Genomic DNA, 23,553 nt, shown 5'->3' with positions numbered 1-23,553 from the left:
CGCCATGGTCAAGGCCCCGTACAAGGGCTGACCTGCAGCGTCGCGCGTCACCGCGTACCGACCACCACGGTCGCATCGAGGTCGTCATCGCGCTGGATCCGCGGGCGTAGCCCGGCGGCCTCGAACAGTGCGGCGGTGAGCGGGGCCTGCTGCTCGCTGGTCTCGATCAGCAGTCGGCCGCCCTGCGCGAGCCACTCCGCGGCGCCGGCCACCACGCGTCGCTGGACGTCGAGGCCGTCGCCCCCGCCGTCGAGGGCCACGGCGGCCTCGTACAGCCGCGCCTCGGCGGGCATCATGCCGATCGCCTCGGTGGGAACATAGGGCGCGTTCACCGCGAGCACGTGTACCCGACCCCGCAGCCCGGCCGGCAGCGCCTCGTACAGATCGCCCTCGAACACCCGCCCGGTGCCGAGGTTCTGCCGTGCGGCCGCGACCGCAGCCGGGTCGATGTCGGCTGCGTACACCTCGAACCCCGGGGTGGAGGCCGGATGCGGGGTGCCGAGAACGAAAGTCGGCTCCCCGTCGGCCGAGGCGGCGACCCGGATGCGCCCGTCACCGTAGGCCGAGATGGCCGCCCCGATGGCGCCCGAGCCGCAGCACAGGTCGACCACCACGGCCCCGGCCGGAGCCTCCGCCACCGCCACCCGCACCAGCAGTTCGGTGCGCCGCCGCGGCACGAACACCCCCGGCCCCACCACCACGCGCAGCCCGGCGAACTCGGCCCACCCCACGACGTGCTCGAGCGGACGGCCGCCCACCCGCTCGGCGACGAACCGCCGCACCGCCGCCGAGTCGCCCCCGGCGGCCCGCAGGATGACGTCGGCCTCCTCCTCGGCGAACACACACCCGGCCCGCCGCAGCTCGCCCGCGATCCGCTCGCGCTCCCCGCGACTGTCGTTGCCGTTCATCGCGCACACTCTACGCGCGACGATACCTCATCACTTCACCACGAAGCCCCCGAGCTGTGCCTCCACCGCGGCGTCGATGGTGTTCGTTCCGCCGAGAACGACGATCTTCGCCGGCTTCAGACGCTGCAGCTCGGTTGCGATCAGTCCGGGGATGGCCGACTTGGTGACCAGAAGCACCGGCGCTTCCTTGGCGATGGCCGCGGCCGACCCGGAGAGCGCATCGGGGAAGACCTCGCCGGACGCGATGTAGACGACCGGTACCCTCTCCCCGAAGCTGGTCTCGGAGATCTTCGCCGAGACGGCGAATCGATCCGCCCCCGGCACACGGGCTGTGTCCGTGGTGACCCCACTCGTGAGCGTATCGATCACCGACTGGTCGACACTGTTCGGACCTCCGAGTACTCGGATGCTCTTCGGTTTCTCCTCCTTCAGCTCGGTGAGCACCGAATCGGGGAGGCGATCTTTGCTGGTGAGGAGCACCGGACCGCTCAGATGACCGGCTGCTGCGGCACCGGACAGGGCGTCGGGAAAGTTGGCACCCGATGCCACGAAGGACATCGGCACGGCGGGACGAGGCGTCGTCGCCGAGTAGTAGTCGTGCACGGCACTGGCGGACACCTCGAAGCGGTCCGCCCCGCCGATCCGGGTGACCGTGGGCGAGAGCTTACGAAGTTCTTGGTACACGGCGTCGCTGATGGTGGCTGCGCCGCCGAGAACGATGATCTTCACCGGATCGATGCGCGACAGCTCGGTTCGCACGGCTTCCGGCACCGCGTTCTTCGTGGTGAGGAGTACCGGGCCGCCCCGCAGGCCGGCGAGTGCCGACGCCGACAGGGCATCGGAGAACACCTCGCCCGACACCACGTAGGCGATCGGCACCGGGTCGGGCCCAGTGAAGGTGTTGGCCGAGATGGCGGCCGATACCGCGTACCGGTCTGCGCCGCTGATTCTCTCGACACCCGGAGTGGCCGCACCGGCCGGCGCGATCACCCCGCCGGCGAGGATGGCGGAGCAGCCGGCGATGACAGCGAGGGTCGCTAGAGTGCGGCGAGGCATGGGGTCTCCGTTCGATCGGGATGCCGGCGGGTGCCGGTCAAACCAGACGGTACTGGAGAACCGCGTATTAAGCGAGCAAAGCTCAGAAACCTCAGGCGGGCAGCGAGGCCTCGATGAGCGCGACGATGGCCGGGTCGTCGGGCTCCGTCGACGGGCGGAAGCGGTGCACCGTGCCGTCGGGCGTCACCACGAACTTCTCGAAGTTCCACTTCACGCGGCCGGCCTTGCCGTCGGCGTCGGGGGTCTTCGTGAGCTCCTGGTAGAGCGGGTGTGCCGAGCGGCCGTTCACCTTCACCTTGTCGAACATCGGGAACGTGACGCCCCAGGTGAGCGAGCAGTACTCCTTGATCTTCTCGGTGTCGCCGAGCTCCTGCAGGAACTGGTTGCTCGGAAACCCCAGCACCGTGAATCCGCGCGCCTCGTACTGCTTCTGCAGTGCCTCGAGCTTCTCGTACTGCGGCGCCAGGCCGCAGCGCGACGCCACGTTCACGATGAGCTTCACGGGCGCGTAGTCGGCGAGCGTCGCCGTGCCCCCGTCGATCGTGGTGAGGGGGATCTCGGTCAGCGCAGCGGTCATGGCGTCACTCTACCCATCCAGTCCGACAGCGAGCCCCACAATCGGGGCCCCGCTTCCCAGGCTCGACCAACCCCGCGTCCCTACCATGAGACCCACATGGACATCCTCATCGACCTCGTGCTGCTCGCGCTCGCCCTGCTCGCCGTGATCGGCGGTTGGCGCCGTGGCGCCCTCGTCACGGCAGCCTCCCTCGTGGGCATCGTCGCGGGCGGTCTGATCACGAGTGTCGCGGCCCCGCCGGCCGTCGACTGGCTTGCCGGGCTCGGCTGGAGCAGCAGTCTGCAACGCACCCTCGCCGCGGCCGCCGTGCTCATCCTGAGCATCTCGCTGGCGGTGGGCGTGCTCTCGCTGGTGGCGGGGCTGCTGCGACGCGTGGTGGGGGTGGTGCGCATCGGCCGCGGGCTGGATTCGCTCGGCGGCGGCATCCTGGGCCTCGCCACCTGGGCGGTGGTGGTGTGGTTGCTCGCTGGGTTCCTGCAGACCACGGGCCTCGCTCCGGTGACCCAGGCGGTGGCGTCCTCGCGTGTGGTCTCGACCCTCGACTCGCTCGCCCCGGTTCCGTCGCAGAGCGCGCTCGGCAGTCTCGGGCAGGTGCTCGACGACGCCGGGTTCCCGCAGGTGTTCGCGTTCGGCGACGAGAGCATCCAGGGTGCGCCCGAGCCCGATCCGAATGTTCCGGATGCCGTCAACGCGGCATCCACGGGGGTCGTGCGCATCCTGTCGTCGGCCCCGCGCTGCGGTTCCGACGCCGAGGGCAGCGGCTGGGTGGTGGCAGGCGACCGGGTCGTCACCAACGCCCACGTGGTGGCGGGATCGGAGCAGCTCTTCGTGCAGCTCGGCGGAGTGGGACAGCTGCTCGACGCGCGACTGGTGGTGTTCGACCCCGACCGCGACCTCGCGGTGCTCGACGTGCCCGGTCTGCCGGTCGATCCGCTGCCGCTCGGCACCGACCTCGCGTCGGCCGACTCCGCAGTCGTGGCGGGCTACCCCGAGAACGGGCCCTATTCCGTGGTGCCGTCGCGGGTGCGCGAGGTGGTCGACGCGGTGGGGCGCGACATCTACGGCCAGGATCCCGTGACCCGCGAGATCTACTCGCTGCGGTCGACGGTGCTGCCGGGCAACTCGGGCGGCCCCCTGTTCGACGTCGACGGCCAGGTGGTGGGCGTGGTGTTCGCACGGTCGACCATCGACGCCGAGACCGGCTACGCCATGACGCTGGGCGAGATCGCGCCCGTGCTGGCGGCGGCGGGCGCCACCGAGCCCGTGTCGTCGGGAGCCTGCGCCGGCTGACCTCGATGGTCGTGGTGCGGGCGACGGATGCCGCGGCATCCGTTCATCGCACAGATGTGTACACCGTTCACATGCTCTGCTACCGTGACCGCACGACCACCACGACCACGAGGAGGAACCGACGATGACCACTCTCAACCCGTACCTCAGTTTCCGCGGCCAGGCGAAGGAGGCCATCGAGTTCTACCACTCGGTGTTCGGCGGCGACCTGCGGATGAACACGTTCTCCGACTTCGGGATGCCGGTGGCGCCCGGCGAGGAGGGGCAGATCATGCACGCCCAGCTCACCTCGCCGAACGGCCTCGTGCTGATGGCGGCCGACACCCCGCAGCAGATGGAGCTCACCGTCGGCGACAACATCACGGTGTCGCTGAGCGGCACCGACTCCGGCGAGCTGCACGGCTACTTCGACGCCCTGGCGGCGGGCGGCCGGATCGACGAGCCGCTGGTGCCCGCTCCGTGGGGCGACAGCTTCGGCATGCTCACCGACCGCTTCGGCATCCACTGGATGGTGAACATCGGCAGCTCGCCCGAGTGACGCGCGGCCGAGGTCTCATCGGAGGCCGATAGCAACTCATAAGGCGGTGCAAGCTCCGTCGAGGCGGGCGCCTGGACTCGGTGCGTAGCAAGGAGGTATGCACACCGAGAACGAACAGACCCCCACCCGGCGGCGGTGGTCGCGCCGCCGAACCGTCGTCATCGCCTCCACCCTGGTGGTGGCGCTCAGCCTCGGCGGCGGCGCCGCGTGGGCCGCCGAGCGGTACCTGGTGCCGCACGTGGCCATCGCGAACGTCGACGAGTACGAGGCCGAGCAGGCCGCGCAGTCGGGAACGGCCGCCACGGTCGACGACGACACGAGCGGCGACGCCGGCACGGTCACCACCACCCCCACGAGCTACACGTCCGACGACGCCGACATCCAGCTCTCCACCGTCACCACCGGATCCGGCGACGACACCGTCACCTACTACGTCGCCGACGTCACCCTCGGCGACGCCACCGTGCTCCGCTCGGCCTTCGCCGACGACTCCTTCGGGCAGAACATCACCGAGACCACCTCGGCCACCGCCGAGGACAACGACGCGATCTTCGCCGTGAACGGCGACTACTACGGCTTCCGCGACACGGGCATCGTCATCCGCAACGGCGTCGTGTATCGCGACGAGGGCGCCCGCGAGGGGCTCGCCTTCTACTCCGACGGCACCGTGAAGGTGTACGACGAGACCGCCACCACCGCCGACCAGCTCGTGGCCGACGGTGTCTGGAACACCCTCAGCTTCGGGCCCGCCCTGGTGGAGGGCGGCGAGATCGTCGACGGAATCGACAGCGTCGAGGTGGACACCAACTTCGGCAACCACACCATCCAGGGTGAGCAGCCGCGCACCGCGGTGGGCGTGATCGACGACAACCACCTCGTGTTCGTGGTGGTCGACGGCCGGAATGCGGGCCACAGCGCGGGTGTCACCATGACCGGCCTCGCCCAGATCATGCAGTCGCTCGGCGCCACCACCGCCTACAACCTCGATGGCGGCGGCTCGTCGACGATGTACTTCGACGGCCAGGTGGTGAACGACCCGAACGGCACCTCCGACGAGCGGGGCACCTCCGACATCCTCTACATCGCGAACGAGGGCTGAGCCGTGCTCGTGCTCATCCCCGCCTTCGAACCGGATGCCCGCCTCGTCGACCTGGTGGCCGAGCTGAGGGCGGCGGCTCCGCACGCGGCCGTGCTCGTGGTCGACGACGGCAGCGGCGCCGAGTACGACTTGGCCTTCGATCTCGCCCGGGCCGCCGGTGCCGAGGTGATCGGGCACGCCGTGAACCGCGGCAAGGGAGCTGCCCTGAAGACCGGGTTCCGGCACGCGCTGCGGCATCATCCCGGCGAGGTGGTGGTGTGCGCCGACAGCGACGGGCAGCACCGTGTGGCCGACGTGCTGCGCGTGGCCGGCGCGGCCGAGCGGGCGGCCCGCGCGCATCCGTCGACCATGGTTCTCGGCGGGCGGCGCTTCACCGGCGACGTGCCGGCCCGCAGCCGCTTCGGCAACGCGGTCTCGTGCGGGCTGTTCCGGCTGGCGACGGGGCTCCGGCTCGGCGACACCCAGACCGGGCTGCGGGCCTATCCGCCCGGCCTGCTGCCCTGGCTCGTGGGACTGCCGGGCGATCGCTTCGAGTACGAGCTCGCGGTGCTGCTGGAGTCGCGCGCGGCCGGCCACCGCATCGAGGAGCTCGAGATCGACACCGTGTACCTCGAGCGCAACGCCTCCTCGCACTTCCGGCCGGTGGTCGACTCGTGGCGGGTGCTGCGGCCGCTGCTGCGCTACGCCGCCTCGTCGGCCGCGGCCTTCGTGGTCGACGTGCTGCTGCTGCAGCTGCTCGTCGCCGTCACCGGTTCGCTGGTGCTCTCGGCGGTGGGGGCCAGGGTGGTGAGCGCCTCGGTGAACTTCGCGGTGAACCGGCGGTTCGTCTTCCGGAAGCGGTCGCGTCGGCCGGCGGTTCAGGATGCGCTGCGCTACGCCGCGCTCGTCGCCGTACTGCTGGCCGCCAACGTGGGCCTGCTCGAACTGCTCACCGCGGCCGGTGCTCCGTTGCTCGTCGCGAAGCTGGTCACCGAGGCGACGCTGTACCTGGTGGGGTTCGCCGTGCAGCGGCGGGTGGTGTTCGCCGCCGGGCGAGGTCAGGCCGAGGGGTGTTCGGTGCCGGCGTCGGGCTCTGCCGCTGCGGAGTCGGCGGCGGCGGGCGCGTCGGCGGCCGGCTCGGTAAGCTCCGACGACGACTTCTTGGCCGACTGCTTCGCGTCGAGGGCCGCCTTCTCGGCCTTCAGCGAGGCGACCGTCGATGCGTCGAGCCCCGGGTCGGGCAGGTCGAGGAAGGGGCTCTTGCCGCCGTTGCGGGAGTAGATGGCCGAGGCGTAGGCGATGGTCGCGCTGCGGACCCGGCTGGCCGCCCGGCTGCGCTTGCCGTCCCCGCTCTTGCGGTCGGCCAGCACCTCCTGGTGCTTCTCCAGGGCCTTCACGAGGTCTTTCAGTGCCGTCTTCGTCTTCTTCGCCATAGGGGCATTATGCCGAACGAAGGTTAACGGGTGCATGCTGGGGTGCATGACGACGACGTCCGCGTCGACCGGCTCGCCGGAGACCCAGTCCGAACTCAAGAAAGTGATGGGGCCGAAGCTCCTTCTGCTCTTCATCGTGGGCGACATCCTGGGCACCGGGATCTACGCCCTCACCGGTCAGGTGGCCGCCGAAGTGGGTGGTGCGGCCTGGCTGCCGTTCCTCATCGCGTTCGTGGTGGCCACCATCACGGCGTGCTCCTACCTGGAGCTGGTGACCAAGTTCCCGCAGGCCGCCGGTGCCGCCCTGTACGCGCACAAGGCCTTCGGCATCCACTTCGTGACCTTCTTGATCTGCTTCACGGTGATGTCGTCGGGCGTCACCTCCGCGTCGGCCGCGGCCGGGGCGTTCGCCAGCAACTTCGCGATCGGGTTCGGTCTGGGCAAGGGGCCGGGCCTCGCGCTCGTGATCGCCCTGTCGTTCATGCTGCTGATCGCGGTGGTGAATCTGCGGGGCGTGGCCGAGAGCGTGGGGCTCAACGTGGTGCTCACCCTGGTGGAGCTGTCGGGACTGCTGCTGGTGATCTTCATCAGCTTCTTCGCCATCTTCGGCGGGCAGGCCGACTTCTCGCGGGTGGTGGCGTTCGAGACGCCCGACGACAAGAACGTGTTCCTCGCCATCTCGACCGCCACGTCGTTGGCGTTCTTCGCCATGGTGGGCTTCGAGGACTCGGTCAACATGGCCGAGGAGACCAAGAACCCCTCGAAGATCTTCCCGAAGGTGATGCTCACCGGGCTCGGCATCACCGCCGTGATCTACGTGCTGGTGTCGGTGGTGGCCGTGGCGATCGTTCCGGTGGGGGAGCTGGCCGGAAACGACACCCCGCTCGTGACGGTGGTGCAGACGGCGGCACCGGACTTCCCGATCTCGGCGCTCATCCCGTTCATCTCGCTGTTCGCGGTGGCCAACTCGGCGTTGATCAACATGATGATGGCGAGTCGGCTGCTCTACGGCATGAGCAAGCAGGGTGTGCTGCCGCCGTTCCTGTCGAAGGTGCTGCCGAAGCGGCGCACTCCGTGGGCCGCCATCCTGTTCACCACCGTGATCGCGCTGGGGCTGACGGCGTTCGTGTCGATCGACCCCGCCAACCCCATCGCCGTGCTGCTCGGCGGCACCACCTCGCTGTTGCTCCTGGCGGTGTTCGCGGTGGTGAACGTGTGCGTGCTGGTGCTGCGGCGGAAGCCCGTGGACCACGGGCACTTCCGCACCCCCACCGTGCTGCCGGTGGTGGGCGCCGTGGCGTGCCTCTACCTCGTGCTGCCGTGGACCTCGGGGCGCGACCCGCAGCAGTACCAGATCGCGGGCATCCTGCTGGTGCTCGGGGTGGTGCTGTGGCTCGTGACGTTCCTGCACCGTCGGCGCAGCGGGTACGGTGGCGCGGCCACGCTCGACACCACGTCGCTCACCGCGGTCCAGCGCGGCCCCGACGCCGACTGACCCGCCCGCCCCGCTCCCCCCCCCCCCCCCCGCCCTGCGGGCGCCGAACCGTCGCAAACCGCCCTTCCGCGCCTCTCAGAGGGCGGGTTGCGACGGTTCGAGGGCCGGGCGGGCCGTCAGGACGCCAGGGCTGCCTCGAACACTGCCACCATGTCGGCGCTGAAGAGGGCGAAGGCGACCGCCCCGGCGTAGGGGCTCGCCCGAACGGTTGAGATCGCGATGCGCGCCGCATCAGCGTGCGGCCAGCCGTACACCCCGGCGCTCACCGCGGGGAAGACGACGGATGCGGCGCCGAGCTCGCCGGCCACCTCGAGCGACCGGCGGTAGGCCGACTCGAGCACCGCCGAGCGGTCGTCGGTGCGGCTGTACACGGGGCCGACCGTGTGGATGACCCAGCGGGCGGGAAGCCGCCCCGCGGTGGTGGCCACCGCATCCCCGGCCGGGAGGCCGTCGACGTACGGGCCGGCGCGCAGGGCCCGGCACTCGGCGAGGATCTCGGGCCCGCCCCGGCGGTGGATGGCGCCGTCGACGCCCCCGCCGCCGAGCAGCGAGCTGTTGGCCGCGTTCACGATCGCGTCGGCCTGCATCGTGGTGATGTCGGCCCGCACGATGGTGATCGCTTCGCTCATAGGCTGACCCTATGCTCTGGGGCGGCCGGGATGAGGTGAGTTCGACGTCTTCTTTCGACCTCCCCACCCAGACCGCCCCCTGGGGCGTGGTGACCGCCTGCGACTACGGACGCAGAACCTGGTACAGGTTCTGCGTCACGACAGTGCGGTTGACCGGCGCGGAGCCGACGTCATCTGCGACCTTCTTTCTTCCGAGCGCCGTGACGTCGACGTCGATGGCTGAGGTGACTGAATCATCGCCTTCCGCTCGGACGGCGATGAGCATCGACAGCGTCTGACCCGGCAGCAGGGTGTCGAACGTGCACATCAGGCCCTGGTAGGGCGCACACCGGGCGACCCGGGGCAGCGAGACCACGCTGTCGACAGAGTATCCGTTCAGGCCGAGGTAGACGTCGGCGAAACCCTCCTGCGAGCCGGTGTTCGTCACGTCGATACGGAGAAGGTACCGTCCGTCGGGAACCGCGGTCATGGTTCCTCGGGTTTCGACATAGCCTTCGACCCCGACCGGGACTGCCGTGCCCGGAGCGGACATGACGATCGTCGGGCTGCCCGGGATGTTGTCGTACATGGCGCCATCTCGCGAGTCGGCACAATCGAAGTAGGCGAACTCGGACTTGTTACCCGCGCGCCCGTACACATTGATCGTCATGATGAACGTCTTGTCGCTCGGGTAGTAGTGGACGCTCACCTGCCCTACCGTCTTGCCCTCACGACGGTAGGTGGTCGTCGTGATGCGCGACCCGCCCGTCGATGGATACTCGTTGTGGAACGCCGAGCCTCGATCGAGGAAGTCGAGCATGCCGGCGGGAAGCTGGCTGGCGTCCCAGCCGAACTTGCACCCGCCGTTGGCGGGTCCCCAGGCACCGCTCTCGCCGCCGGTGGAGCCGTTTCCCTCCACATCGGGGCAGCTGACCCCGGCCGCCTTCGCGGCGGCGCCGAGACTCGGACCGAGCACGCAGCCTCGAGCTGACGCGGACTGGGCGGGGATGAATGACACCAGTGCGAGCAGGACGGCGAATCCCGCTATGAGTGCGGCAAATCTGCGCCGTGAGGGTGAAGGTGAGGTCGTGGTCGACATGGATCTCCTTGGGTATGGATGGGTCTGCTCGACGAGCAGAGGACACCATACCTCAGAAGTGAGGATCTGTCGCTTACAAAGGTGGGCAGGGGGGAGGGGAGAGGGTCAGGCGGCTAGGAGGGCGCGGAGGGCGGAGGCGAAGACGCCGAGCCCGTCGACGCCGGAGCGCATGGCGACGGCGGTGTCGGGGCCGAAGCCGGCCTCGATGGCGTGCTCGGGGTGCGGCATCAGACCCACCACGTTGCCCCGCTCGTTCGAGACGCCGGCGATGTCGTTCAGCGAGCCGTTGGGGTTGACGCCGAGGTAGCGGAACACGACCCGCCCCTCACCCTCGAGGCGCTCGAGCGTCTCGGCCGACGCGATGTAGCCGCCCTCGCCGTTCTTCAGCGGGATGGTGATCTCCTGGCCCTCGGTGAACGCGTTCGTCCACGCCGTGGAGGTGTTCTCGACCCGCAGCACCTGGTCGCGGCAGATGAAGCTGCCGTGGTCGTTGCGGATGAGGCCGCCGGGCAGCAGGTGCGCCTCGGTGAGCATCTGGAAGCCGTTGCAGATACCGAGGACGGGAACTCCGCGCTCGGCGGCCTCGACGACCTCGCGCATCAGCGGCGAGTGCGACGCGATCGCGCCGCAGCGCAGGTAGTCGCCGTAGCTGAAGCCGCCGGGCAGCACCACGGCGTCGACGCCCTGCAGGTCGTGGTCGCCGTGCCAGAGGGCCACGGGTTCGGCTCCGGCGAACCGTACGGCGCGCTGGGCGTCGCGGTCGTCCAGCGAACCGGGGAAGGTGATGACCCCGACGCGGGTCACGCGAGCGCTCCGGCGGCGCTGTGCGAGCCGGCCTCGTCGAGCACCGTGATGTTCACGACGTCTTCGATCACCGAGTTCGACAGCAGTTCGTCGGCGATCTCCCGCACATCGGCGAGGGTGGCCTCGTCTACCGGGCCCTCCACCGTGAGCTCGAAGCGCTTGCCGACGCGCACGCCGGTGAACTGGGACTTGCCGAGCCGGCCCAGGGCGCCGGCGACGGCCTTGCCCTGCGGGTCGAGGAGTTCGGCTTTGGGCATGACGTCGACGACGATTTTCGGCACGGAGGCGCTCCTGGCGAGTGGTCGGGGGAGGACGGCCCCCAGTCTACCGCCCGCTCAGTGCCTCCTGCCCTCGGTCTCGGCCACCAGCAGTCCCAGTTCGCGCCGGGATCCCGCGCCGAGCTTGCCTCGGGCGGCATAGATGTGCGACTCCACGGTGCGCACCGACAGGTAGAGCTGCTGCGCGATCTCCTTGTTGCTGAGCCTCCGCGCGACGAGCAGCGCGACCTCGTGCTCGCGTTCGGTGAGCTCCCGGGGCTCCGGCTCGGCGAGAGCGGGAACCGCGGTGAGGTGCGGGCCGCTGCCCCGCTCGAGCGCCTGCAGCAGTGCGGCCATCCGCAGCTCTTCGAGCAGTGACGGGGCGGATGAGGGGTCGCCGGCCGCGCGCTCGTCCTCGGCGCCCAGGAGAGCCGCCTCGGCCCCCGCGAGATCACCGTCGGCGAGCGCCACGTCGAACTCGGCGACCCGCCGCGAGTAGCGGAAGAGGCGGTGCTGGTTCAGCTGCTCGATGTCGACGTCGTCGATGACGGCCCGCGCCTGCTCGGCCTGTCCGAGCCGGGCGAGCGCGCTGGCGCGCAGGTGCGCGATGAGCGGCCGGAACACGGCGAACTCGATGCGGTCGACCCGACCGAGGGCGGCCTCGAACTCGCGGTCGCTGTGGTGGTCGTCACCGCGCGCGAAGCCGAGCACCACGCCGGACACCATGCCCGAGAGCACCAGACCGCTGCGGTCCTTGCGCTGGGCGGCCATCGACACGGCCTGGCGCAAGTGATCCTCGAGGCCGGGGGGTATGGCGTCGGCGATCAGGCCGGTGACCGCCTGGAAGCAGATCAGCGCCAGCTCGGCGAGCACCGACACCGGGTTGCCGGTGACCGGATCGCGGTTCAGCCGGTCGGCGGTGATGAGCAGGTCGACGCCGGCGCGCCCGCGCCCCAGCTGCCCGAGGGCCATCGCCGCCACGATGGCCGCCCTCAGGCGGACGAGCACGTGGGCCTCCCGCACGTTCAGCACGGCGGCGGCCCGCTGAGCGGCTTCGGTCCAGTCCATCTCGAGGTAGGCCGCCTCGGCACGTTGCTCGGCGAGCTCGCAGAGCACACTCGGGTCGGTCACCCCGCCCGCGGCCAGCCACTCGTCGATCTCCGCGAACTCGCGGCCGAGCGGCTGCCACCCGATCAGGGTCGACCACCAGCGCACCACCCGGCGCAGATCGTCGGTCGGCATGGTCGTGGCGTCGAGTCCGCTCAGCGCGGCGTAGGCCAGGTCGAAGCGCCGCAGTCGAGCGTGCGCGCGCGACACCTGCAGCTGCAGCGCCGGCGAAGGCACCTCCTCATGACAGATCTCCACGTAGGCGAGCGCCAGATCGGCACGGCCCTCGGCGTTCGCGGAGCGCGCAGCGGTCGACAGCACCTGCACGCGGACGCAGTGGTCGACGTCGTCGGGGCCGGGAACACCGGCGCGGCCCTCGTGCCAGGCCGCCGCCGTGACGCGCATCACAGGCTCGCTCGGCCGCCCCCGCCGCCCGCTGAGCGCTTCGGTGATCAGGGCGTCGAGGGTCGCGTCGAGCAGTCCGGCCGGCAGCTGCCGCTCGGCCTCCAGCGCGAGGGGCCCGTTCGGGTACAGCAGCCGCTGCGGCCCACCGTCGGTGCGCACGGCACGTCGGCGCAGGAGAGCGTCGAGCGCCTCGGGCGCCACCACCCGGCTGAGGGTGGTGAACTCGATGCCGGTGAGCCGGCCGGTGAGGGCGAGCCCCAGACACTCCTCCTCGGTGTACTCGCTCACGACGGTCCGGATGGCGTCGGACAGCCGTGACCCGGCTCGCGGCGCGCGGCGGGGGTCGAGCGGATCCTCCCCGCGGCGAACGGCCTCCACGGCGTCGAGGGCGAACTCGCGCAGCAGCATCCGGGAACCCGCCGACCGCACGGTGATCACGGCCCGGGCCACGGAGTCGAGCACGTGCTCGCCCACGAACGACGTGATCAGGGCGTCGGCCACCTCGTCATCGAGCTGCTGCAGGTCGTGGCGCTCGGCAAGGCCATCGAGCCACAGGGCTGCGACGGCCGGAGGCATGGTGGTGGGGTGGGCGCTCGTCGGCGCCGAGGTGATCGACAGCAGCGCGCGCACCCTGCCGTCGTAGACGGCGTCGGTGATCACGCGGAGCGAGTCGTCGTCGAGCGTGTGGGCGTCATCGACCACGAGCACGAGCGGGGGGCCGTCGGCCGGTTCGTCGTTCCGGTCGATCAGGGGCGCCAGCCTCCGGTCGCCCACGGCCTGCAGGGCACCGAACGGGGTGCTCGCGAGGGGTCGCGCCCCGCGCACCAGCACCGGGTCGAGCCCGCGTTCGCGCAGCTGCGTGATCACCGCCCGGGACAGGTGGCTCTTGCCGGTGCCCAGCTCGCCCACCACCACGACGCTGCCGCCTCGCGCCAGCCGTGCCGCCACCTCTTTCGCATTCCGATCGAGGCCGACGACATCGTCGCCCCCGGTGTCTCTTGCTGGTCTCCGGTTGTTCTCCGGCATCCTGAACCCCCACGGTCAGCACGAACGGTGCATCTCTTCTTCGCTGACGACCCCGCGAGTCGATACCCACCCGTGACTTGCCGTTGCCGCAACTGTACTCAACACCTGATGTTCAGGTCGACATTCTTGTCGTCCTTCATTCAGTGTTCGGTGCGAACGACCGAGTGGTTGCCCACGCCACTACTGAATCCACTACCGAGTCGCGATACGCACCCGTGCGCGCCGGGGGGAGCGACCACTGAGCGACCACGCAAAGGGCGTTCTGAGGGGATGTGCGGGCCGGCCGCCGGCCCATAGCGTCCGGTGCAGATCCGAATCGAGGATCACCCGGCGCCGCATCGTGGCACGCAGCCGGTCGACTGGAACAAGGGGAATCCACATGACATCACATCGCTCAGAGGCGAGCCGCTCCACCGGTACGGCCCGCCGCAAGGTCTTCGCACTCGCGGCCGGCGCCGCCGTGCTCGGCATCGGAGCCACCGCCACCCTGGCCGCCTGGACGGACACCGAATGGGTGTTCGGCGGCGACGGAGCCGGGGGAGCGGGCATCGGCACCTCGACGTTCGAGGTGCTGCAGAACACCGTCGCGCCGTACACCGACCCCGACGACTTCGTGAACGACGAGGCCAACCCCGGTGGCGAGATCACCTTCGGTCTCGACGCCCTGTCGCTGTCCCCTGGCGACTCGGTCTACGCCGGAGTGGCGCTGCAGACCTCCGACACCTCGCTGGCCGGCGACGTGCTGCTGCAGGCCGCCGTGCCCGCGGCCACGATCGTGCAGGACGACCCGGACGGTCTGCTCTACGGCGCCCTCGACGTGCGGGTCGCCACCGACGACGCGGCGTTCACGTGCGAGGTCGGCGCGTTCAGCGGAGCGCCGGGCGCCCCCGCCGTGATCGCCGACGGAGCGCTCGACAGCACCGGTGGATCGGCGGAGCAGGCGCTCGGGGCCGAGGCCGGCAGCACGCAGTTCTACTGCTTCGAGGTGACCCTGCCCGATGGTCTGACCCCGGCGCCCGGCTTCACCCTGGACGACTACATGGGCCTGACCTTCGCCCCGGCCTGGGAGTTCGAGGCCGAGACCGCGTAGCAGCACCCTTCCCGACCCACGAGGAGACCGACATGCCCACCGTCACCGCCCAGAGGACCGGCGACATCGCCGTCGCCGCGGCGGGGACGGTGGGCATCCTCGTGGTGGTCTGGCTGCTCGTGTCGTGGGTGTTCTCGCTCTCGGTGATCGTGTTCGTCACCGGGTCGATGTCGCCCACCATGCCCACCGGCACCGCGGCCGTCGTGCAGTCCGTCTCCGCCGCCGACCTGCGGGTGGGCGACGTGGTGACGGTTCACCGGCCCGACAGCGGCACACCCGTCACGCACCGCGTCGTCGCCGTCGAACCGGCGGCCGACGACGCGGAGCGCACGCTCACCCTCAAGGGCGACGACAACGCCTTCCCCGACCGCGACCGCTATGTCGTGGCCGAGGTGGGCCGCGTCGTCGCCTCCTTCCCGGGCATCGGCTCGGCCGTGCTGACCCTTCGATCCCCCACGGCGATGATCGCCGTCACGGTGGGAGCGGCGTCGATCGCCGCGTGGGGCTTCTGGCCGAGACGCCGCCCGGTCGCTCCACGTCACTGACAGGGGAAACACATGCACCACCCACCATCGGCCGTGCCGGCGCCCTCGCGCGTCGTCACCGGCGCCATCGGCGCCGCGGCCGTTCTGGCTCTGACGGCAGGGAGCCTGCTGCTCGCCGACTCCGCCCGGGCCGCCTTCGTCGACGTGCCGACCGCCACCGGGATGCCGGGCCGGCTGGTTCTCGCGGCCGACCCGTACCCGGCGATGTTCCCCGACCTCAGCCCCGGCGACCCCGCCTACTGGCGGGTCGACGCCCGGCTGGAGGACGCCGCCCGCGCCACCCTCTCGCTCGAGCTGCGGAAGGACGGCGAACTGGCGGAGCATCCGCGGGGCCTCGTGATGACCGTCGACCGCTGCTCGGTCGCCTGGACCGGTGTCGAGGCCGGCGCGCCGACGTGCGCCGAGGGTGCGGCCCGCATCACGCAGGCCACCCCGGAAGACGACCACAGCACCACCAGCCCGAGCTTCGAGCTCACCCCGCTCGTGCCCGGCAGCCCGGAGCACCTGCTCGTGACGCTCGCGGTCGAGGATTCGGCCGCGGCGCAGGCCGACAGCAGTCTGATGGGTCTCACCGGCGGCATGGGGGTGGGCCTCACCGCCACCGCCGTCGACGGAGCGGCGATCACTCCCGTGAAGCCGTCGAAGGGCAACCTCGCGAACACCGGGCGCGAGGGGATGCTCTCGGGCGTCATCGCCTTCGGTGCGCTCACCGCCGGCCTGATCGGGCTCGCCCTCGTGATCGCCAGGACGCGACTGCGCCGGCAGAGCCTGTCGGGCCTGAACACCGATACCGGCCGGGCCGAGCCCGGTCGCACCCCCACCGGCCGCATCCACCACGAGGAGATCTGACATGCGCAGAGTCACCAGAACCATCGCGCTCGTCTCCACCGCGGTGCTCACGACGGCACTCGTGCCCTCGACCATCGCGGCGACCACGGCCTCGTGGCCCGACGAGGAGTGGGTGCACGGCACCGTCGGCACCTCGTCGTTCGCGTGCGGCACCGACGAGGGCTATGCCGCCACGGCGTTCGGCCGCTTCCTCTCGGGGGAGCTGCTGACGCAGGACCTCGACTCGCTCGCCGCCCTGAACGGGGTCGAGCTCGACCGGGCCGCCGACGGCGCGCTCGCCGTCGATCCGCCGACCTCGATCGACCAGGGATCGGCGCCGCCCACCGCCACCTACACCAACCCGTTGAACGTGTCGCTGCTCGGCGGCGTGGCCGGTATCGACCTGACCGGCCTCACCGTAGGACTCCCCGTGGGCTCGGCCGGCGCCGTCAACCAGTACGCGCAGGTGTCGGGCTACGGCACCGCCGCCGGGGCCTCCGGGCTGGTGAGCAACTCCGGCGGGGTGGGCGTGACCCCCACCACCCCCGACGCCGATCTGCCCGAGCCCGCCACGGTGGGCCTCAGCACGTTCCTCCCCGCTGCGGCCGGCATCACGGATGCGCGGCTCGAGGTGGGGGCGGTGGCGGCGAGTTCCACGCTCGACTGGTGCGCGGCCCTGCGCTCCGCGCTCTGGGGCGACGGCAGCGTCTCGGGGGTGGTGCGCGACTACGGCATCGCGGGCCTCGGCCTCGAGATCGACTCACCCCTGATCGGCGACCTGGTCGACGACGTCTCGACGGGGCTGCCCGCCGTGCAGTCCTCGATCGACTCGCTGCTCGGCACGAACGGGCTCATCTCCAACTCGATCAGCACCGCGCTGCTCGCCCGGCTCGTGAGCGGTCTGGCGGTCGGCGACGTGACGGGCACGGTGGGCCTGTCCGGGCTCGACCTGGCCGGCTCGGTCGCCACACTGCTGACGACTCCGCTCGGCGACGGCGTGGTGTCGATCGACCTGGTGAACGGCACCATCTCGGTCGACCTCGACGAGCTGCTCGGTTACGACTCCACGTCGATCAACAACCTGGCCCCCAACTCGGAGCTGGTGCTGGACGACCTGGTCGTCAACGACCTGGTCGAACGGGTGGGCGACCTGCTGGACGACTTCGTCACCGACGTGGTGACCGAGCTGACGAACGAGATCAGGGCGGCCACGCTCACCGTCGATCTCGGCCTGCGGGTGAACCTGCTCGCCGGGCTGGTTCCGCTGGTGGCCGTCACCGTCGACCTCGTGGCTCCGCTCGGCGCGGTGATCGACAGCACGGCGACCTTCACGGTCGGTGCGACGGCTCTCGGGGCGGCGATCGTGCTGAATCCGCTGCTGAGTCCGCTCGGCCTGACCCTGAACGGGCTGCTCGGAATCGTGAACGCTCTCGCGCCCTTCCTGGTGTCCCCCGTCGCCAACGCGGTCGGCACCACGGCGATCGGAGCGGTCACCACGCTCGGCTCCACCCTCTCGCTGGCCACGGCGCCGATCGTGACGGCCCTGTCGGCGGTGGTGGGCGCCCTGCCGCAGGTGCTCTCGCTGATGGCCAACGTGCAGCCCGATCAGTTCGGCGCCCCGGGAGACACCGGCTTCGAACAGGCGGATGGCGACTCGAGCGCGCAGTACCTGGTCACGGCCCTGCGGGTCGGGATCGCACCGGTGGTGCCCGGGGAGGTGGCGAGCCTGTCCTTCGCCACGGCCTCCGCGGGGCCGGTCGACGCCCCCTGAAAAGGTCACAGAACAGAATCGACAGGCGTCGCGCTCTGGACAAGCGCGGCGCCTGTCCCATAGTGTTTTTGACCCCCATGGGGGTGACAATCCTTCAGTTTCCCTAAGTTAACCTGCTGGAAATGTTCAGTCTTTCTTTCGTTGCATGAGGCCCCTAGCATGACGGAATCCGTGTGAGCCCTTCGTCCTAGGAGATCCATGTCCGAATCAGCCACGAGAACCGTGAAAGCGGTTCTCGCGACGATCCTGGGGGGTGCGCTCCTCGCGGCGCCACTCGTCGGGGTCGCAACATCCGCATCCGCCAGCGTCGACGGAACCGGCGTGATCATCAACGAGGCGTACCTCAAGGGCGGCAGTGCCAACGCCCCCTTCAACAAGAAGTTCGTCGAGCTGTACAACCCGGGCGACGCCCCAGTGTCGCTCGACGGCTGGTCGCTGCAGTACCGCAGCGCATCCGCCAGCGCCGCCGCGAACGGCGTGGGCGCCCTCACCGGCTCCATCCCCGCCGACGGCTATTACCTGGCCGCGATCAACGGCAACGGCACCACCGGCGCCGCGCTCCCCGAGGCCGATGTCGACCTGGGCAGCGCGCTGAACCCGTCGGGCACCAACGGAACCCTCTTCCTCGCCAGCACCACCACCGCGCTCACCCCCGCCACCGGCTCGGTCGTGGGCGCCGAGAACATCGTCGACCTGGTCGGCTACGGCACCTCCAACACCTTCGAGGGCGGCGTCGCGACCGTCGACGGCGCCAACGGCGTGCCGAACTCGCTGAACCGCACCGGCTTCGCCGACACCGACGTCAACTCGGCCGACTTCGTCTCGTCGGCCGACGTCACCCCGCAGAGCAGCGGCCAGGGCGAGACCCCCGAGCCCACGCCGACGCCGACCGGCACGCCCGAGCCCACGACGCCTCCGGCCGACCCCACCGAGTACACCATCGCCGAGCTCCAGGGCACCGGCGCCTCGTCGCCGTTCGCCACCTCGGACAAGCCGGTCGTGAGCACCAGCGGTGTCGTCACCGCGGTGTACCCCACGGGCGGCTTCAACGGCTACGTCATCCAGACCCCGGGCACCGGCTCGCAGGTCACCGGCCGCACCGCGAGTGACGCGATCTACGTCTACTCGGCGTCGACCGTCGCATCCGTCGCCATCGGCGATCACGTGAAGCTCACCGGAACCGTCACGGAGTTCCAGGGCCTGACCGAGTTCGAGGTCACCTCGGCCGCCGGGCTCACCAAGCTCGACACCCCCGCCGAGGCCGTCACCCCGCTGGCGCTCACGCTGCCGCTCGACGACGCCGCCCGCGAGACGATGGAGAGCATGCTCGTCGCACCGCAGGGTGACTTCACGGTGACGAACAACTACTCCACCAACCAGTACGCCGAGATCGGTCTGGCCGCGGGCGACACCCCGCTGGTCACCCCCACCGAGACGGCCCGTCCCGACAGCGCCGAGTACACCGCCGCCGTGGCGTCGAACGCCGCGCGCGCCGTGACCCTCGACGACGGTGCGAGCATCAACTTCCTGCCCAACGGTGGAGGAGCAGCACAGAACATCCCGCTGCCGTACCTCACCGAGAACCCCGACATCGTCGTGGGCTCGAAGGCCACGTTCACCGCGCCGCTGATCTTCGACTTCCGCAACAGCGCCTGGAAGTTCCAGCCCACCACCCAGTACGCCGTGGGCGGCACCGCTCCGGCCACGTTCACGGGTGAGCAGGACGTCGCTCCCGCCGAGGTGGGTGGCGACATCCAGATCGCCGGCTTCAACGTGCTGAACTACTTCACCACCACCGGTGACCAGCTCACCGGATGCACGTACTACGTCGACCGCGACAAGGACCCGGTCACCGTGAACCGGGGTTGCGACGCCCGCGGTGCGGCCGAGGCCGAAGACCTCGCCCGCCAGCAGGCCAAGATCGTCGCGGCCATCAACGGCCTCGGCGCCGAGGTCGTCTCGCTCGAGGAGATCGAGAACTCGGCCAAGTTCGGCGAGGACCGCGACTCGGCCCTGTCGACCCTGGTCACCGCGCTGAACGCAGCCCTCGGCTCCGAGGAGTGGGCGTTCGTGCCCTCGCCCGCCGCCGACGCGCTGCCGCCGCTGGCGCAGCAGGACGTCATCCGCACCGCCTTCATCTACAAGAAGGCCGCCGTCGAGCCCGTGGGCGCGTCACGTGTGCTGATCGACCCGGCGTTCTCGAACGCCCGCCAGCCGCTGGCACAGGAGTTCGCTCCGGTCGGCGCCACCGGCGGCGAGTTCATCGCCATCGTGAACCACTTCAAGTCCAAGGGCGACAGCACGCCGCCCGCGACGGGCGACAACGCCAACGGCGTCCAGGGCGCCTTCAACGGCGACCGCACGCGTCAGGCGGCGGCTCTGCTGTCGTTCTCGTCGTCGCTGCAGACCGAGCTGGGCACCACCGACGTCTTCCTGATCGGCGACTTCAACGCCTACTCGAAGGAAGACCCGGCGGTGGCGCTGACGGATGCCGGCTACATCGACCAGGGCGCGAAGTCGGGCAAGTACAGCTACTCGTTCGGTGGCACGAGCGGTTCGCTCGACCACGTGTTCGCCTCGCCGTCGGCCGACGCCAAGGTCACCGGCGTCGACATCTGGAACATCAACTCGGGTGAGACGATCGCCAAGGAGTACAGCCGCTACAACTACAACGCGACGAACTTCTACGACGAGAGCGTCTTCCGCTCCAGCGACCACGACCCCGTGGTGCTGGGTTACAACCCGGTGGCCGGTCCGGTCGAGCTGAACCTGATCGACATCAACGACTTCCACGGTCGTATCGATGCCAACACGGTCAAGTTCGCCGGAACGATCGAGCAGCTGAAGGCCCAGAGCCCGAACTCGATGTTCATCTCCTCGGGTGACAACGTGGGCGCCTCGCTGTTCGCCTCGAGCGTGCAGCAGGACCAGCCGACCATCGACGTGCTGAACGCGCTGAGCCTGAAGACGAGCGCCGTGGGCAACCACGAGTTCGACCAGGGCTACGCCGACCTCACCGACCGCATCATCGGTGCCGACGACGCGCGCAACGCGAAGTGGGCCTACCTCGGTGCGAACGTGTACGAGAAGGGCACCACCACTCCGGCGCTGCCCGAGTACGCGATCGAGCAGGTCGGGGGTCTCCGCGTGGGAGTCATCGGCGCGATCACGCAGGAGACGCCTTCGCTGGTGTCGCCCGGCGGCATCTCGGGCCTCGACTTCGGCGACCCGGTCGACGCGGTCAACCGCGTCGCGGCCCAGCTCACCGACGGTGACGAGTCCAACGGCGAAGCCGACGTGCTCATCGCCAGCTACCACGAGGGGGCCGGAGCCGGCCTCGTCGAGGGTGCGACCCTCGAGCAGGAGCTCGCTCAGGGCGGCGCGTTCGCGAAGATCGTGAACGACACGGATGCGAAGGTCGCCGCGATCTTCACCGGCCACACCCACAAGCAGTACGCCTGGGACGGTCCTATCAAGGGCACCGACAAGACCCGCCCCGTGCTTCAGACCGGAAACTACGGCGAGAACATCGGACAGGTGAAGCTGAGCATCGATCCTGAGACCCACGAGCTGGTGAGCTACACGGCCACCAACGTGAAGCGCCTCGCCTCGGCCACCGGCGCGACCCCGGCCGAGACGGCAGCGCTCAGCGCCGCCCTCGACGCCCAGCTCGTCAACACCTACCCGGCCGTGGCCGAGGTGAAGACGATCACGGATGCCGCCCTCGCCTACGCGGCCGAGATCGGCAACCAGCCCAAGGGCTCGGTGACCGCCGACATCACCTCCGCGAACACGGGTGGCAGCTACGTCGACGGCGTCTACGTGGGCGGCTCGCGTGACGACCGCGCCTCGGAGTCGACGCTCGGCGACCTGGTGGCCGACTCGCTCGTGTCGTCGCTCAGCTCCGCCGATCGCGGCGGCGCGGAGATCGGCGTCGTGAACCCCGGCGGCCTGCGTGCCGAGCTGCTGTTCAAGGGCGACACCACGTCGAACCCCGCGAACACCGACGGCACGATCACCTACGCCGAGGCCAACGCGGTGCTGCCGTTCGTGAACAACCTCTGGACGACCTCGCTCACGGGCGCGCAGTTCAAGACCGTTCTCGAGCAGCAGTGGCAGACGAACCCCGACGGCACCGTGCCGTCGCGGCCCTACCTGCAGCTCGGCCTGTCGAAGAACGTGACCTACACGTTCGACGCCACGGCCGCCCGCGGATCGCACATCACCGGCATCTGGATCAACGGGGAGCCGATCGACCCCGCGGCCTCGTACCGCATCGGGTCGTTCAACTTCCTGCTCCAGGGAGGCGACAACTTCCGCGAGTTCACCAGCGGCACGAACACGCGCGACTCGGGTCTGGTCGACCGCGACGCGTGGATCTCGTACCTGGAGTCGAACCCGGGCCTCACGCCCGACTTCGCCCGCCAGGCCGTGCAGGTCAGCGGCGTCACCGCCGGTGACGTCGAACTGGGAGCCGACGTGTCGGCGACCGTGTCGGGTCTGAACCTGACCTCCCTCGGCAGCCCGGAGAACACCTCGCTCACGGCGACCTGGACGGGTTCGGCGGCGACGTTCGCCTCCATCCCGGTCACGAACGGCAGCGCGACGGTCTCCGTCGAGGTTCCGGTCGACGCGTACAAGAACAGCGAGCTGGTGCTCACCGCGTCGCCGAGCGGCACCGTCGTGCGCATCCCGGTCACCGTCTCGAACGGTCTGCCGAACCCGCCGGAGGTCGACCGCATCGCCGGAGCCGACCGCTTCGAGGTCTCGGTGAACCTGTCGAAGGACGGCTTCCCCGACGGCGCGGACTCGGTCTACGTCACCTCGGGCGAGGTCTTCCCCGACGCCCTCGCCGCGGCCCCGGCCGCGACGGTCGACAGCGGCCCGATCCTGCTCACGCAGAACGGCGTGCTGCCGCAGGCGGTGCGCGACGAGATCGTGCGCCTCGGTGCGAAGAACATCGTGATCGTGGGCGGGCCGGCGACGGTCTCGACCGCGGTCGAGACCGAGCTGAAGACGCTCGGCACCGTCACCCGCATCGGCGGGGCCGACCGGTACGAGGTGTCGCGGAACGTGGCGAAGGCCGCGTACCCCGACGGCGCCCCGTACGCGGTGCTCGCCACGGGCACGTCGTTCGCCGACGCGCTCTCCGCGGGTGCAGCGGTGGCCGGCGAGGCTCCGGTCATCCTGGTGAACGGCGGCCAGTCGAAGCTGGACGCCGCCACCAAGGCTCTGCTCACCGACCTGGGCGTCGACAAGCTCGTCATCGTGGGCGGTGAGGCGTCGGTCTCGGCCGGCATCCTCGCCGACGCGAACACGATCGCGCCGACCGAGCGGCTCGGCGGGAAGGACCGGTACGAGGCGTCGCGGAACATCAACGCGTACTTCTTCGACACCGCCGACCGCGTGCTGCTCACGACCGGTCTGACGTTCACGGATGCGCTCTCGGCCTCGGCCTACGCGCCCCGCATCGACGCCCCGCTGTTCACGATCCCCGGCGGCTGCGTGCCGCAGGAGACGCGTGACCAGATCACCGATCTCGGGGCCACCCGGGTGACGGTCATCGGTGGCGAGGCCTCGGTGACCAAGAGCGTCGACGACCTGGCGGTCTGCACCCGGTAACCCCGGCTGGACACCT

General features: G+C 70.3%; 18 protein-coding genes. 10 read left to right on the top strand and 8 right to left on the bottom strand.

Translation table 11 applies throughout. The features are described 5' to 3' along the window. Positions 1 to 47 precede the first annotated feature (47 nt). The 3 genes from ACEXOR_RS07920 to ACEXOR_RS07910 form a co-directional block, all read right to left on the bottom strand. Complete coding sequence (locus ACEXOR_RS07920) at positions 48 to 908, bottom strand: putative protein N(5)-glutamine methyltransferase (RefSeq protein ID WP_374848955.1); 861 nt, start codon at positions 906 to 908, stop codon at positions 48 to 50. Between the two features lie 30 nt (positions 909 to 938). Beyond that, the gene (locus ACEXOR_RS07915; protein WP_374848953.1) at positions 939 to 1,964 is read right to left on the bottom strand and encodes a cell wall-binding repeat-containing protein; all 1,026 of its coding nucleotides are present in this window, start codon (positions 1,962 to 1,964) and stop codon (positions 939 to 941) included. 91 nt (positions 1,965 to 2,055) lie between these two features. Further along, positions 2,056 to 2,541 carry a glutathione peroxidase gene (locus ACEXOR_RS07910; protein ID WP_374848951.1) on the bottom strand — a complete coding sequence of 162 codons (486 nt, stop codon included), beginning with the start codon at positions 2,539 to 2,541 and terminating at the stop codon, positions 2,056 to 2,058. 96 nt (positions 2,542 to 2,637) lie between these two features. Here ACEXOR_RS07910 and ACEXOR_RS07905 point away from each other — a divergent pair, with 96 nt between their 5' ends. The 5 genes from ACEXOR_RS07905 (at position 2,638) to ACEXOR_RS07885 (ending at position 8,375) form a co-directional block, all read left to right on the top strand. Beyond that, positions 2,638 to 3,831, top strand: coding sequence for a MarP family serine protease (locus tag ACEXOR_RS07905; protein WP_374848949.1), 1,194 nt, complete (start codon positions 2,638 to 2,640; stop codon positions 3,829 to 3,831). Positions 3,832 to 3,955: 124 nt separating this feature from the next. Next, the gene (locus tag ACEXOR_RS07900) at positions 3,956 to 4,369 is read left to right on the top strand and encodes a VOC family protein (protein WP_374848947.1); all 414 of its coding nucleotides are present in this window, start codon (positions 3,956 to 3,958) and stop codon (positions 4,367 to 4,369) included. 97 nt (positions 4,370 to 4,466) lie between these two features. Next, a complete protein-coding gene (locus ACEXOR_RS07895; protein WP_374848945.1) occupies positions 4,467 to 5,468 on the top strand; it encodes a phosphodiester glycosidase family protein in 1,002 nt (333 codons plus the stop codon). Positions 5,469 to 5,471: 3 nt separating this feature from the next. Continuing rightward, complete coding sequence (locus ACEXOR_RS07890) at positions 5,472 to 6,728, top strand: GtrA family protein (protein WP_374848943.1); 1,257 nt, start codon at positions 5,472 to 5,474, stop codon at positions 6,726 to 6,728. 198 nt (positions 6,729 to 6,926) lie between these two features. Continuing rightward, on the top strand, positions 6,927 to 8,375 hold the full coding sequence (locus tag ACEXOR_RS07885; protein ID WP_374848941.1) for an APC family permease: 1,449 nt from the start codon (positions 6,927 to 6,929) through the stop codon (positions 8,373 to 8,375). Between the two features lie 116 nt (positions 8,376 to 8,491). On the opposite strand, the gene ACEXOR_RS07880 is transcribed toward ACEXOR_RS07885, so the two are convergent. The 5 genes from ACEXOR_RS07880 to ACEXOR_RS07860 all read right to left on the bottom strand — a co-directional run bounded on the left by ACEXOR_RS07880 (position 8,492) and on the right by ACEXOR_RS07860 (position 13,681). Beyond that, entirely contained in the window at positions 8,492 to 9,004 is a 513-nt protein-coding gene (locus tag ACEXOR_RS07880; protein WP_374848940.1) for an O-acetyl-ADP-ribose deacetylase, read from the bottom strand. A gap of 103 nt (positions 9,005 to 9,107) precedes the next feature. Then, positions 9,108 to 10,082 (bottom strand): hypothetical protein, encoded by a 975-nt coding sequence (locus ACEXOR_RS07875; RefSeq protein WP_374848939.1) that lies wholly within the window; start codon positions 10,080 to 10,082, stop codon positions 9,108 to 9,110. A 105-nt stretch (positions 10,083 to 10,187) separates the two neighbouring features. Next, on the bottom strand, positions 10,188 to 10,886 hold the full coding sequence (gene purQ / locus ACEXOR_RS07870) for a phosphoribosylformylglycinamidine synthase subunit PurQ (protein ID WP_374848938.1): 699 nt from the start codon (positions 10,884 to 10,886) through the stop codon (positions 10,188 to 10,190). Continuing rightward, a complete protein-coding gene (gene purS / locus ACEXOR_RS07865; protein ID WP_374848937.1) occupies positions 10,883 to 11,167 on the bottom strand; it encodes a phosphoribosylformylglycinamidine synthase subunit PurS in 285 nt (94 codons plus the stop codon). The genes purQ and purS overlap by 4 nt, the downstream gene beginning before the upstream one ends. A gap of 54 nt (positions 11,168 to 11,221) precedes the next feature. Further along, positions 11,222 to 13,681 (bottom strand): helix-turn-helix transcriptional regulator, encoded by a 2,460-nt coding sequence (locus tag ACEXOR_RS07860; RefSeq protein ID WP_374848935.1) that lies wholly within the window; start codon positions 13,679 to 13,681, stop codon positions 11,222 to 11,224. 379 nt (positions 13,682 to 14,060) lie between these two features. On the opposite strand from ACEXOR_RS07860, the gene ACEXOR_RS07855 reads away from it, so the two are divergent. From ACEXOR_RS07855 to ACEXOR_RS07835, 5 genes are all read left to right on the top strand, one after another. Further along, positions 14,061 to 14,771, top strand: a complete 711-nt coding sequence (locus tag ACEXOR_RS07855) for a SipW-dependent-type signal peptide-containing protein (RefSeq protein ID WP_374848934.1) — start codon at positions 14,061 to 14,063, stop codon at positions 14,769 to 14,771. Between the two features lie 32 nt (positions 14,772 to 14,803). Beyond that, positions 14,804 to 15,316 (top strand): signal peptidase I, encoded by a 513-nt coding sequence (locus ACEXOR_RS07850; RefSeq protein ID WP_374848932.1) that lies wholly within the window; start codon positions 14,804 to 14,806, stop codon positions 15,314 to 15,316. A 12-nt stretch (positions 15,317 to 15,328) separates the two neighbouring features. Continuing rightward, on the top strand, positions 15,329 to 16,165 hold the full coding sequence (locus ACEXOR_RS07845) for a hypothetical protein (protein ID WP_374848931.1): 837 nt from the start codon (positions 15,329 to 15,331) through the stop codon (positions 16,163 to 16,165). A gap of 1 nt (position 16,166) precedes the next feature. Further along, the gene (locus ACEXOR_RS07840; protein ID WP_374848929.1) at positions 16,167 to 17,915 is read left to right on the top strand and encodes a choice-of-anchor G family protein; all 1,749 of its coding nucleotides are present in this window, start codon (positions 16,167 to 16,169) and stop codon (positions 17,913 to 17,915) included. 198 nt (positions 17,916 to 18,113) lie between these two features. Beyond that, positions 18,114 to 23,537 carry an ExeM/NucH family extracellular endonuclease gene (locus ACEXOR_RS07835; RefSeq protein ID WP_374848928.1) on the top strand — a complete coding sequence of 1,808 codons (5,424 nt, stop codon included), beginning with the start codon at positions 18,114 to 18,116 and terminating at the stop codon, positions 23,535 to 23,537. The last annotated feature ends 16 nt before the right edge of the window (positions 23,538 to 23,553 follow it).

It is taken from the genome of Herbiconiux liangxiaofengii (assembly GCF_041927335.1).
Lineage (GTDB): Bacteria > Actinomycetota > Actinomycetes > Actinomycetales > Microbacteriaceae > Herbiconiux > Herbiconiux liangxiaofengii.
This window is presented reverse-complemented; position numbering and strand designations above follow the sequence as displayed.